This window comes from Phycicoccus sp. Root563 (assembly GCF_001427915.1).
In the GTDB taxonomy this organism is placed as follows: Bacteria; Actinomycetota; Actinomycetes; order Actinomycetales; family Dermatophilaceae; genus Pedococcus.
Genome location: NZ_LMGM01000001.1, coordinates 2,234,072 through 2,246,145 on the forward strand (window position 1 = coordinate 2,234,072; position 12,074 = coordinate 2,246,145).

Below are 12,074 nucleotides of genomic sequence, written 5' to 3' on the forward strand. Positions count from 1 at the left end.
AACGCCTCAGGCGCCCGACGTCCGCGGGGCCGCCTGGGCGGCACCCGGGCGCTGGGGGTCCTCGAGCTCCGGGCGGTCGGTCTCCTCGATGGCGGTGAGCACCTCGTGCGCGCGGACCGTGCCGACCAGCGCGCCCGCGTCGTCGACGATCACGCCGCGGCGGCTCGGGCTCGACAGGGCCGCGTCGAGGGAGGCGCGCAGCGGACCGCTGGCCCGCGCGACGGTGCCACCGCGGTGCAGCACCTCGGTGGTGACGTCACCGGCGACCCGCTTGGGCTCGACCCAGCCCAGCGGGCGGTTGCCGTCGTCGACGACCAGCACCCAGTCGGCGTCGATGTCCTTGACCGACTCGCCCATGGCCACGGTGCGCTCGGACGCGAGCGGCAGTCGCGGAGTCTGCTGGAACGACAGCGCGCGGTAGCCGCGGTCACGGCCCACGAAGTCGGCGATGAAGTCGTCGACCGGGTGGGACAGCAGGTAGGCGGGCTCGGCGATCTGGGCGAGCTTGCCCCCGACGCGCAGCACCGCGACCTGGTCACCGAGCTTGATCGCCTCGTCGATGTCGTGCGTGACGAACACGATCGTCTTGCCGAGATCCCCCTGCAGGCGCAGGAACTCGTCCTGCAGCTGCTCCCGCACGACGGGGTCGACAGCGCTGAACGGCTCGTCCATGAGCATCACCGGCGGGTCCGCCGCGAGCGCACGGGCGACGCCGACGCGCTGCTGCTGCCCACCGGACAGCTGGGCGGGGTACCGCTTCGCGAACGCCGGGTCGAGGCCGACGCGCTCGAGCAGCTCCATCGAGCGCTTCTCGGTCTCGCGACGGTCCATCCCGAGCAGGCGGGGCACGGTGCCGACGTTGTCGAGGACGGTGCGGTGCGGGAAGAGGCCCGCGTGCTGGATGACGTAGCCGATGCCGCGTCGCAGCTCGGCCTCCTTCATCCGCTTCGTGTCCTTGCCGTCCAACGTGATCGTGCCGGAGGTGGGCTCGATCATCCGGTTGATCATGCGCAGGGAGGTGGTCTTGCCGCAGCCCGAGGGGCCGACGAGCACCGTGATCTGGCCCGTGGGTGCCTCGAGGCTCAGCTCGTCGACGGCCACGGTGCCATCCGGATACCTCTTGGTCACCCCGTCGAAGACGATCATGCGTGCCAACCTAATGCAGGGCACTGACCAGCGCAGTCCTCCTGAGACCGGACCGAGACCTGCCGGCCCCTCGCGCGATACTGGCGCGGTGGACCACACCCTGGCGCTCGACGGCAGCAGCCTCGACCTCGACGGCCTCCTCCTCGCGGCTGCGGGCACCTTCACCACGGCCGAACCGGTGGCCCTGGCGCGGGCCGCCGCCTCGCACGAGCTGGCCGCGACCATCAGCGCCGAGCGCCCGGTGTACGGCCGCACCACCGGTGTCGGCGCAGCCCGCGAGGAGAGCACGGACTCCGCCGTGGACCACGGCTTGAGGCTGCTGCGCTCGCACGCCGCCGGCTGGGGCGCGGTCGTCCCGGACCACGTCGTCCGGGCAGCCCTCGCGGTGCGCGCCAACCAGCTCCTGGCGGGTGGGAGCGGCGCCAGCCCGGAGCTCGCGAGCGCGCTGGCCGCCCTCGTCGGTGCACCGTCCGCCGACCTCCCCGTCGTCCACCGGTACGGGTCGCTGGGCACCGGCGACCTCACGTCGCTGGCCGAGGTCGGCCTGGCGCTCATCGGCGAACGCGACCGGGTCGGGGGGCACCGTCGTGCCGACCTCGCCCTCAGCTCGGCCGACGCCCTGCCGTTGATGTCCTCGAACGCGTTCGCGATCGCAGAGACCGGCCTCCATGCCGCGTCGCTGCACGCGCTGGCCCGGGCCGCCGACACCGTCTGCGCCCTCAGCTTCGTCGCCCTGCGCGGCAACCCCGAGGCCGTCAGCACCACCGCCGCCGACGCGACCCCGTTCCACGGCGCCCGCGAGGTCGCCCGCGTCCTGCGCGAGCTCCTCGACGGCCAGCCGGGCGAACCCGCGCACCTGCAGGACTTCTTCGGCCTGCGCACGTGGCCGCAGGTCCACGGCCCGGTCCTCGACACGGTCACCGACCTCAAGGCGGTGGTCGAGACCGCGGCCAACACGGCCTCGGAGAACCCGCTCTTCACGGTGAGCGAGGACGGCGGGCGGGTCACCCACCACGGTGGCTTCCACGCGGCATACCTCGTCCTGGCTGTGGACTCCGCCCTGCTGGCGCTCACGCGCTCGGCGCAGGCGGTCCAGTCACGGGTGAGCCACGTGCTCACCGACTCGGCGAGCGGCCTGCCGCTGTTCCTGTCGGACGCCACGGCCGGCTCGTCGGGTGTGCTGATCGCGGAATACGTTGCCGCGTCGGCACTCTCGACGATCCGTGGGCACGCCTCCACTCCCTCCAGCGTCCAGACCGCCGGGGTGTCGGCGGGCATCGAGGACGACGCGTCCTTCGCCGGCATGGCAGCGGTGCGACTCGGCGAGGCGACCGCCGCCTACCGCCGGATGCTCGCGGTCGAGCTCGTGTGTGCCGTGCGGGCGCTCCGGATGCGCGGCGTCGCCCCGGTCGGTGAGCTCGCCGCCGCGCTCGCGAAGTGTGCGCAGCTCCCCTCGGGCTTCGAGGACCGGGACCTGTCCCCCGAGCTCGTCGTCGCCGAACGCATCGTCGAGGGGTATGCCGTCAACACCCCACAGGAGCGCTAGCGGGACCGGTGCTCGTCCTGTCCGACCCGGGTGTCGGCCCGGTAGGGCTCCACGAGCAGGTGCTGCACGAGGTAGTCGGCCGACCGCTCGTGCCAGTGCCCCGCTCGGCGGAGCATCGCGTGGGTGTCGTTGTCGACGCGCTCGTAGGTGACGTCGGCACCGAGCCGTTCCATCGCCGTCGCCATCGCGCGGGAGGCCTTCGCGGAGGTCATCCGGTCCAGCGACCCGTGCATGACGAGCAGGTGCAGGTCGGGGTGCCAGCGCGGCTGGTCCGGTCCCTCCACCCAGGGCGCCAGGGCCACGATGGCGTGGATGCGCTCGTCGTCGGCGAGGTGCAGCGCCACCCGGCCGCCCATCGAGTGGCCGAGCAGGCCGATCGGGACACCGGGGTACTTCGCGGCGATCTGCTCGAGCGCCAGTCGGGTGTCCGCGAGGGGACTGGCCTCGGCACCGTTCCAGCCACGCACGGCATACCGGAGCTCGGCCACGGCGACCTCCCCCTCACCGGCACGCGCCACGGCGGCCGCGAAGGGTCGCATGCGCAGCACCGCTCCCTGCCACGGGCGCACGGGGCCGCGACCCTTGGAACGGCCGCCGTGCAGGACCAGGACGATCGCGCGGGGGTTCTCGACCTCGGTGGGCCAGAGCAGGCGTGCGGCGGGCATGGGCGTGGTTCTCCTCGAACAGGGACGACGTCTGGTGTTCGACGCCGGGGCGCCCCCGGATGGCTCGAGGGCATCGTGCGGTTCAACGCCCGGACCCGCGCGACTATGCCGTGCGCTCGGACACAGCCCGCCCGCGTCCGGGCGCCGCCCGCCTGCGCTCAGACGTCGGTGGTGCGGAAGCTCTGGAACGAACGGCTCGCCGTCGGCCCGCGCTGGCCCTGGTAGTGCGACCCGTACTTGGCGCTGCCGTACATGTTCTCGACCGGCGAGGAGAGGCGGAAGAAGCAGAGCTGGCCGATCTTCATCCCCGGCCACAGCTTGATCGGCAGGGTGGCGACGTTGCTCAGCTCCAGCGTGACGTGGCCGGTGAACCCGGGGTCGACGAACCCGGCCGTCGCGTGGGTCAGCAGGCCGAGGCGACCCAGGCTGGACTTGCCCTCGACGCGGGCGGCGACGTCGTCGGGGAGGGTGACGGCCTCGTAGATCGAGCCGAGGACGAACTCCCCCGGGTGCAGCACGAACGGCTCGCCCTGCTCCACCTCGACGAGGCGGGTCAGGTCGGGCTGGTCCTCCGCCGGGTCGATGTAGGGGTACTTGTGGTTGTCGAACAACCGGAAGAACCGGTCGAGCCGCACGTCCACGCTCGACGGCTGGACCATCTCGGGGTCCCAGGGGTCGAGGACCACCCGTCCGGAGTCGATCTCGGCCTTTATGTCACGGTCGCTGAGCAGCACGGGGAGAGACTAACGCCCGAGGTATGGCGCGTGGCCGGGTTCGCCAGCCCGTGACCCCGGCGCTGCGGGGTGGTCAGGCCGCGGCGAGGCGGGGTGGTCAGGCCGCGGCGAGGCGGCGCTGGGCGACGACGACGTGCTGGGCGACTGCACCGGCCATGGCCAGGCCGATGAGGAGGACGGCCAGCGGCATGTCGGGCCCGACGACGGCGACCCCGAGGACGACGACCGACAGCGCGACGGCCGGCACCGCGGTGCGCGGGTCGTGGTCGGCTCCGGCGTGGAGGGCCGCGAGGACCATGGCGTAGACGGCGATGGGCACGGCGAGGGCGAAGGCGATCGCCCGCGACGACGCGACGGCATCGTGCTCCACGACGTCGACCGCCGCTGCCAGACCCGCACCCACGGCCGCGACTGCCGCGAAGACGAACACGTGGGCGTAGGAGAAGACCCACGTCATCGTGCGGCCCTGGCCGATGAGGTCGACGTGCTCGCGCTTGAAGTACAGCCACCACAGGGAGAACACGATGAGCAGTCCTCCGACCGCGAGCATCACCAGCCCCGGGGTCAGCCCCTGACCCCCTCCACCCTCCGCGGCCGGCCCGACCGCGTGGCCGGCGTTGCTGCCCTCGACGACGGGCTTGGCGAGGACGCCCTGGATCGCCTGGACGCTGGCGAGGATGACCTCGCCGAGGACGATGATCGTGAACAGGCCGTACCGCTCGGCGATGTGGTGCGGGTGGAACGGTGTTGCCCCACCTCGCTGTTCGGCGACCACCGGGACGGTGAGCTCGGCGAGGACGAGCAGACCGAACGTCAGGTAGAGCACGCCGTCGCCGTGCAGGGCGAGCCGCGCGATCCACAGGACCTGGACGACGGTGATACCGACGGCGTACGTCATGGCGGTGGTTCGGTGGGGGGTGTCGCCCCTGGCCACGCGCAGCCAGAGCGCGACCATCGCGAGGCGCATCACGGCATACCCGGTCACGACGGCGACCGACTGCCCGTCGTCGAACAGGTCCGGCACCCCCGCCGCCAGCAGCAGCGAGCCGGCCATGATCGCGAAGGTGAGCAGGCGGTAGACCACGTCGTCGCAGTCGTAGGCCGAGGCGAACCAGGCGTAGTTCATCCACGCCCACCAGATCGCGAAGAAGACGAGGACGAAGCCCGGGATCGCCTCGTAGTGCGCCGCCGACAGCCCGTGGTGCAGCTCGGCGGCGGCGCTCGCGATGGCGACGACGAACACGAGGTCGAAGAACAGCTCGAGCGGCGAGGCGACGCGGTGCGCCTCGTGCGGGTCCCGCGGTCCCATGCGGCGGACCAGCGGGATGAGGTTGAGGGCGCTCACGAGTGGAGCGTACGACCCCCGGCGACGGGGTGTCCGGTATGCCGCGTGGCGTCGGTTAGACTGCCTGCCGCGTCGCCCTTTCGGGGCGGCGTGCGCCGGTGTAGCTCAATGGTAGAGCGCCAGCTTCCCAAGCTGGACACGCGAGTTCGATTCTCGTCACCGGCTCCAACGACAGAGGGACCCTGCACGCTTTTCGCAGGGTCCCTCTGTCGTTGAACGAAGCATGCCGAGAATCGGGAGGAGGCAGGGAGCGAGGGACGAGCGACCGCTCTGCCGACGGATCTCGTCACCGGCTCACGCATGACGAAGGACCCGGACACGCTTTTCGTCGGGGGTCCTCCGTCATTGCGGACCATCCACCTCCACGCGTCAGGGCATCACGACGACCCGGTCGCCCGGGACGACCGTCCCGGGCTCGACGACCCGCGCACCGAGGCCGAACAGCGGCGGCCCGTCGGGGCGGGCCAGCGCGGCCAGCAGGCCGGACCCGCGCAAACCCGTCGAGGGGTCCGCGTCGACGACGGCGCACCGGTCGATCGCGCCGACGATCTCGATCACCGCCGCACCGACCTGCAGGCGACTCCCCGGCAGTGGATCCGAGGCCGCCTGGACCGTCATCGTGGCGCGGAAGCGTTCGGCCAGGTCCGTCGGGACGTCCTGGCCAGCTGCTCGAAGGGCGTGCTCGAGCTGGTGGAGGGCGCCGGTCGTGACGACGGAGACGGGTGCGCCCCACACGACCTGACCGGGATCGGAGGCACACAGTGTGGCGGGCCGCCCGAGCACCGCGGAGAGGCACGCGTCCAGCGCCCCGTCGAGGGGGTGGAGCAGCACAGGGCGACCCCAGTAGTCACCAGTGACGGGCGCCCCGGTCCGATCCGTCGAGCCCGAGACCGCTGTGCCGTCAGGGAACTGCAGGGTCAGCAGATCTGCGTCCACCCGGGCCTCGACCCGGGCGAGCGACGGGTGGGCCACGGTCCGCAGCACGTGGTGGGTGGCCGGGTCGGCGATCGCGAACCTGCGGTCGCCCTCGGCACCGTCGGCCGTCAGGTGGACCGACGACCGGGTCAGGTGACGGGTCCCCTTGATGGCGGCGAAACCGACCCGTTGGACTCGCATCTGTGCACCCTCGCACGGCCGGGGTCAGTCGACGAACACGTTCCAGCAGATCTCGTTGCGCCGAGCCTGGTCCTCGAGGACGAGCCCTCGGATCGCCGACGGCAGCCGCTCGCGCTGCCACGCGCACTCGGCGCGTCCGGCCGCCTCGCCCGCGGACGACGGGACCGAGGCACGGACCGCCTTGATCGCGTAGGCCGCTGCCCCGAGGTCGTGCTCGGCGACGTGGGCGACGACGGGCGCCTGCCCGGCGGCATACGCGGCGAAGCGTGGTGCCCCGACGAGGGGCCGGGCGGCTCCCATCGCGTGGCCGCCCACAGCGCGGGTCCTCATCATCGGCAGCTCCCCGTGCACCCAGGCGCGGGCGGCCTCGATGGCCGCCCGCGGTCTGGGGTCGTTCGGGCACTGCGACTCGAACAGCGGGAGCACGTGCTCCGCGCAGTCAGCCGCCCACAGCGCCAGCACGTGGTGGTGCTGGTCGGTCAGGGTGCCGCCTCGCCGGATGGTGACGAAGCGGGGATCCCTGACCGACGGGAGGATCACGTCAGTCGGCGACGTAGAACATCCGCTTGTTGACGAACTCGTCCATGCCGAGCGGTCCGAGCTCGCGACCGAAGCCGCTGCGCTTGACCCCGCCGAACGGCACCTCGGCGCCCTCACCGGCAGGGGTGTTGACGTTGGACATGCCGACCTCGAGCCGCTGGGCGATCTTCATGGCCCGCTCCGGGTCCTTGCTGAACACCGCGCCGCCGAGGCCGTACTGCGTGTCGTTGGCGAGCTCGAGGGCCTCCTCGTCGCCGGTCACCTTGTAGACGACCGCGACCGGGCCGAAGAGCTCCTCGCGGTAGGCGCGCATCTCCTTGGTGATGCCGGTGAGGACGGCGGGCGAGTAGTACGCCGCGGGACCGTCGCTCAGGACGCCGCCGGCGTGCAGGGTGGCGCCCTTGTCGACCGCGTCCTTGACCTGCTCGGCGAGGGTCTCGGCGGCCTTGCGCGACGAGAGCGGCGCGAACGTCCCCTCCTCCTCGGCAGCCGGGTCGCCGGGGCGGAGGTCGATCGCGTGCTCCGTGAGCCGGGCCACGAAGTCGTCGAACACGTCGTCCATGACGATCATCCGCTTGTTGGAGTTGCAGGCCTGGCCGGTGTTGCTGATCCGGGTCTCCCACGCGGTGTCGGCCGCAGCAGCCGCGTCGTCGGTGTCGAGGATGACGTACGGGTCCGAGCCACCGAGCTCGAGCACGCACTTCTTGAGGTTCTTGCCCGCGATCGAGGCGACGACCGCGCCCGCACGCTCCGATCCCGTCAGCGAGACGCCCGCGATCCGCGGGTCGGCGATGATCGTCTCGATCTGCCCGTGGTCCGCGAACACGTTGACGTAGGCACCCTCGGGCAGTCCTGCGTCCTTCATGATCTGCTCGACGGCGAGCGCGGAACCAGGCACCGACTCGGCGTGCTTGAGGATGATCGTGTTGCCCAGCATCAGGTTCGGGGCCGCGAACCGGGCGATCTGGTAGAAGGGATAGTTCCACGGCATGATCCCGAGGAGTGCGCCGATCGGCAGCTTCTGCACGACCGCCTTGCCGCCGGAGAACGTCTTGATCGGCTGGTCGGCCGCCAGGGTCGGACCCTCGTTGGCGAAGTAGTCGAAGATCTCTCCGCAGAACTCCGCCTCGCCGACGGCCTCGCTCAGCGGCTTGCCCATCTCGCGGGTCGCGATCGCGCCCAGCTCGTCCTTGCGCTCGACGAACAGCTCCGCGATCCGGTGGACGACCTTGGCCCGCTCCTCGATCGGCACGTCCTTCCACGACGTGTATGCCACGTGGGCGGCGGCGAGCGCAGCCTCGACCTGCTCGTCGGTCGCCGTGTCGAACGTCTTCTCCACCTCACCCGTGGCCGGGTTGGTGATCGCGTAGGTGGGGGAGGTCTTGGTGTCGCTCATCGCACTTCTCTCCTTGCTCGGGACTTCTCCCGTCGAAACTATCCGCTGGCAGGTACCCCGGCGAGACGGGGGCACGGTGCTACATTGCGGCGACTTCGCGAGGGGAGCGCTATGCGACGGGTTGGGCTGGTTTGGGCGGGGGTACTGGGGACCGCCTTGGCGGTGGGTGGTTGCTCGGGCGGCGGCGCGGTCGCGCCCACCACCTCGCCCGCTGCGGCGTCCACGAAGACCACGACGACGCCGGTCAGCCCGAGCACGTCGACCACGGATTCTGTCCTCTACCGAGCCGGTGAGTCCCTCACCGGACAGGAGTTCGCCGGTCAGCTGCTGGAGCGAACCCAAGGGTCGACGGTCGAGATCCGGACGACCGGTGGCGGCCGCAGGATCCACTGCATCGCGAGCGTCGGCGACGGCGTCGGCTTCGTGGTGTTCAGCCCCGTCAAGGGCATCAAGGAGATGCGGATCGTCGGAGACGTGGCGTACCTGCAGGACCGCCCAGGGGCGTCGAAGTCGTGGGTCGAGATCAACCTGGTCACCCACAAGGCGGAGGTCCCCACCAAGGCCATCGCCGACGCCCTCAACCTCATCGCCGAGCTCGAGCCCGGCGACTGCCGCGGCAACGACCGGCTCGCCGCCCTCGATGCGGCCGGCGACGTGAAGGTGAAGGCAGCCACCGCCAGCGGTTGGACGCTCACAGCGCCCACCGATCCCGAGAGCCAGGGGCCCAAGAACTCCGAGTCCAAGCGCAGCTACGTCCCCGCCACGTGGAAGATCGACCTCGATGGGCGACCCCTGAGCTACCAGGCGTCCACGTCCAGCCGCGTCTTCCACTACTCGAAGTGGGACGTCTACGAGATCGCGGCGCCCCCAGCCAGCCAGGTCCGCAAGTAGTCTCCGGCGATGCGCACATGGGGGTGGGTCGCGGGGGCGACTGCAGTTCTGGTCCTGAGCGGGTGCTCGGCGTTCGGAGCGGAGGTCATCGACCTCGATGCATCCGCGAACGCCGGGAGCCACACGGTAGCCAGCCCCACCGCCTCCACCACGAGCACTCCACCCGCACCGGCGGAACCCTGCGTCACCGTGTCGAAGGCTGCTCTGAAGGCTGTCGACCTTGTCGTCCGAGACAAGGGCGAGAACAACACCGTGACCCGGGCCGGCGCGCAGCGGGACGTGGACTCCGGGATGTGGCTCGTGGTGGGCGCCTTCGGCGGGCCTGCGGGAGCAGGCGAAGGAGCCCTCGGCATCTGGGCGACAGCGCAGGATCCTCGCGCCGCGGACTTCGCCTCCCCCGTCCTGGCGGTCGACGGCGCAGCCTCCCAGTGGTCCATTGCCGAACCCGCCCACGACATCGCGTACGACCCCGCCTACGCGCCGGTCGTCGTCTGCCTGCCCGACCCGAGCTAGATGACCGGGCTGTCGCGGTGGGCAGCGGCTGCCGTCGCCCACGTGGAGCGTTCGGCGGTGGGCGAGCCGCTCGACACCGAGCTCCGGGTCACCCTCAACTTCCACCCGGACCGCGACTTCCGCGGCACGCCGATCCTGCGGGCGATGGCCGCTGCCGGCACCTACCGCTCCCAGTTCGAGACGGGCACGGGCAACGGCGGCCTCACCGCCCACCCGGGAGGCGCCCGCTGGCGCTGGGAGCAGAGCATCTTCGGCGGCGCGTACGCCGAGGCGCCGGACCGCGAGCGGCCCAGGTATGGCGCGCTCAACCATCGTCGGCGGGCGGTCGGTGGAGCTCCCCGGTTCGGGTCGGCCCACCTGCGCCTGACCCGGGAAACGTTGGCCCGGACCACGTTCTGCTACCCGGACTCCGTCTTCGAGCCCGACCTCTTCGCGACCGCCGACCACTTCGACCTGTCGACTCGTGCGGACGCCGACCTCGCGAGCGGGAGGACCGACGACCTCGACAGCTACGTCGAGGCGCACGTGCACGGCGTCGTGGACCTGGCCCGGGACGTCGACGCACTGGTGCTCGACCCATCGTTCCGGGGGACCGCGGTCGAGTCGGCGGCGAGGGACCTTCCGCTCACGGTCGAGTGGCACGACGGTTTCCGGCTGGGGCTCGATGTCGTCCGCGCCCATCCGGAGTACCGCGGCGAGCACGTCGTCGCGCTCGCCGAGCGGGTCGCCATCGAAGGGTGGCTCACCCCCGACGTCATCGGTCACGCGGCGGCGACCGAACGGCACGACCGGCAGGCGCTCAAGCAGGTGTGGCACCACCTCGCTCGGTTCGGCGCCCCTGACTCCGCCGACGCAGGGCCCTCAGTCGAGGGCTGACTCGACGAGCACCGGGTGCTCGAGGTCGCTGTTGTCGACCACGAGGTCAGCGCGTTCCCACGGAGAACGCTGCGCGAAGTAGGTGCGCTGGGCCTCGACGTAGCGGCGCAGCTCCGGGTGCGCCGGGTCGGGGGGCGACCCGTCGCGCACCGCCATCCGCGCCGCCGACACCTCGAACGGCACCTCGACGAAGATCGTGAAGTCGAAGGCGCCCTCGAGCTCGTCCCGGTGCAGGAACAGCCCGTCGACCACGGCGACGGCACCAGCCGGCGCCACGTGGAGCGGACCCTGCAGGACCTCGTCGGTCACGACGTCGTGCCCGGCTGGTCGATACTGACGAGAACCGTTGCGGCCCAACGGGACCAGTGCCTCGGCGAGCAGCCGGTGATAGTCGAACGAGTCGAGCCAGAACCCCTCGGGTGACGTCCTGCCACGGCGGTAACGCTCCGCCCGCACCCGGTGCCAGCCGTCGACGGACAGCTCAACCACAGGCCGACCGAGGTCGCGCAGGGCACCGGCCAGCTCGGCGGCGAAGACCGTCTTCCCCGCTCCATCGACCCCGTCCACGCCCACCCTGACGCAGTCGTCGCCCACGGGCTGGGGCACGAGGGAGGCCACCTTCGCGACGAGGGCGGCGCGGGCGGCATACTCCTGCGCGCCCACCGAACCGGGCGAGCCGAGCGAACCGGGCGGGCCGGGGCGGACCGGCTCAGACACCGGGGACGAGCCAGCTCAGCAGCGTCACGAACCCGATCACCGCGCAGATGACGAACAGGATGCCCACGGCGACGGCGATGATCACGGCGGTGTCGACGCCGCCCTCGCTGTCCCCCTCGGCGGCATCGAGACCGGCGGCAGGCTGGTCCTTCTCGACGCGGCGGCGCAGCGCGTCGACCCGCTTGTTGCCCTCGTGGTCGCGGACGGACTGCGGCAGGCTGTGCCACATCTGCACGAAGTTGTCGGCGTGCCGGTCGCGCCAGGCGTCCACGGCGGCGTCGACATCGGCACCACGACGGTTGGTGCCGAACCAGGCGGCGCCGGCCGACGGCAGGTCCCGCATCGCTGCGTGGACGTCACCGAGCAGGGCGAGGGCCTCAGGGTCGTAGGTGCCAGCCACGTGACCGACGAGCACGTCCCGGGCCTTCCACTCCCGTCCGGCCTCGAGGTCGGCCCGCGCGCTGGTCACGACAGCATCGGCGGCGCTGCTGCGGCTTTCGGTCGGGCTCTGGTCAGTCACACCGCGAGTATGCCGCGTCCGGCGGATCGTCCGTTCTGGTGGGGTTCGCCACAGGGGGTTGCAATCATT

At 71.7% G+C, this 12,074-nt stretch carries 13 protein-coding genes and 1 tRNA gene; 5 read left to right on the forward strand and 9 right to left on the reverse strand.

The features are described from left to right. Window positions 1-6: 6 nt before the first annotated feature. Complete coding sequence (locus ASD62_RS10625) at window positions 7-1,146, reverse strand: ABC transporter ATP-binding protein (protein WP_056915933.1); 1,140 nt, start codon at window positions 1,144-1,146, stop codon at window positions 7-9. An 88-nt stretch (window positions 1,147-1,234) separates the two neighbouring features. Between ASD62_RS10625 and ASD62_RS10630 the strand changes: the two genes are divergently transcribed. Beyond that, a complete protein-coding gene (locus tag ASD62_RS10630) occupies window positions 1,235-2,692 on the forward strand; it encodes an aromatic amino acid ammonia-lyase (protein WP_056915934.1) in 1,458 nt (485 codons plus the stop codon). Here ASD62_RS10630 and ASD62_RS10635 read toward each other — a convergent pair. The 3 genes from ASD62_RS10635 to ASD62_RS10645 form a co-directional block, all read right to left on the reverse strand. Further along, a complete protein-coding gene (locus tag ASD62_RS10635; protein WP_056915935.1) occupies window positions 2,689-3,357 on the reverse strand; it encodes a S9 family peptidase in 669 nt (222 codons plus the stop codon). The two genes, ASD62_RS10630 and ASD62_RS10635, sit on opposite strands and share 4 nt — an antisense overlap. A gap of 158 nt (window positions 3,358-3,515) precedes the next feature. Further along, complete coding sequence (gene dcd, locus ASD62_RS10640) at window positions 3,516-4,091, reverse strand: dCTP deaminase (protein ID WP_056915936.1); 576 nt, start codon at window positions 4,089-4,091, stop codon at window positions 3,516-3,518. Between the two features lie 97 nt (window positions 4,092-4,188). Then, a complete protein-coding gene (locus ASD62_RS10645; protein ID WP_056915937.1) occupies window positions 4,189-5,436 on the reverse strand; it encodes a low temperature requirement protein A in 1,248 nt (415 codons plus the stop codon). A 94-nt stretch (window positions 5,437-5,530) separates the two neighbouring features. On the opposite strand from ASD62_RS10645, the gene ASD62_RS10650 reads away from it, so the two are divergent. After that, window positions 5,531-5,604, forward strand: a tRNA-Gly gene (locus ASD62_RS10650). A gap of 201 nt (window positions 5,605-5,805) precedes the next feature. Here the strand turns inward: ASD62_RS10650 and ASD62_RS10655 are convergent. From ASD62_RS10655 to ASD62_RS10665, 3 genes are read right to left on the reverse strand one after another with little or no spacing between them, the layout of a single operon-like run. Then, window positions 5,806-6,552, reverse strand: coding sequence for an MOSC N-terminal beta barrel domain-containing protein (locus ASD62_RS10655; RefSeq protein WP_056915938.1), 747 nt, complete (start codon window positions 6,550-6,552; stop codon window positions 5,806-5,808). A gap of 24 nt (window positions 6,553-6,576) precedes the next feature. Continuing rightward, a complete protein-coding gene (locus ASD62_RS10660) occupies window positions 6,577-7,092 on the reverse strand; it encodes a putative immunity protein (protein WP_056915939.1) in 516 nt (171 codons plus the stop codon). Window position 7,093: 1 nt separating this feature from the next. Further along, a complete protein-coding gene (locus ASD62_RS10665) occupies window positions 7,094-8,488 on the reverse strand; it encodes an NAD-dependent succinate-semialdehyde dehydrogenase (protein WP_056915940.1) in 1,395 nt (464 codons plus the stop codon). Window positions 8,489-8,644: 156 nt separating this feature from the next. Here ASD62_RS10665 and ASD62_RS10670 point away from each other — a divergent pair, with 156 nt between their 5' ends. The 3 genes from ASD62_RS10670 to ASD62_RS10680 are packed head-to-tail and all read left to right on the forward strand — an operon-like array spanning window position 8,645 to window position 10,768. Continuing rightward, window positions 8,645-9,379 (forward strand): hypothetical protein, encoded by a 735-nt coding sequence (locus tag ASD62_RS10670; RefSeq protein ID WP_157581432.1) that lies wholly within the window; start codon window positions 8,645-8,647, stop codon window positions 9,377-9,379. A 9-nt stretch (window positions 9,380-9,388) separates the two neighbouring features. Continuing rightward, window positions 9,389-9,892: a hypothetical protein gene (locus tag ASD62_RS20100; RefSeq protein ID WP_157581433.1), complete on the forward strand. Its 504-nt coding sequence runs from the start codon at window positions 9,389-9,391 to the stop codon at window positions 9,890-9,892. Beyond that, window positions 9,893-10,768 (forward strand): DUF3626 domain-containing protein, encoded by an 876-nt coding sequence (locus ASD62_RS10680; protein WP_056915943.1) that lies wholly within the window; start codon window positions 9,893-9,895, stop codon window positions 10,766-10,768. Here ASD62_RS10680 and ASD62_RS10685 read toward each other — a convergent pair. Both ASD62_RS10685 and ASD62_RS10690 read right to left on the reverse strand, forming a co-directional pair. Beyond that, on the reverse strand, window positions 10,754-11,485 hold the full coding sequence (locus ASD62_RS10685; protein ID WP_235530680.1) for a uridine kinase: 732 nt from the start codon (window positions 11,483-11,485) through the stop codon (window positions 10,754-10,756). The two genes, ASD62_RS10680 and ASD62_RS10685, sit on opposite strands and share 15 nt — an antisense overlap. Further along, a complete protein-coding gene (locus tag ASD62_RS10690; RefSeq protein ID WP_157581434.1) occupies window positions 11,478-12,005 on the reverse strand; it encodes a hypothetical protein in 528 nt (175 codons plus the stop codon). Before ASD62_RS10690 ends, ASD62_RS10685 begins: the two co-directional genes overlap by 8 nt. Window positions 12,006-12,074 lie beyond the last annotated feature (69 nt).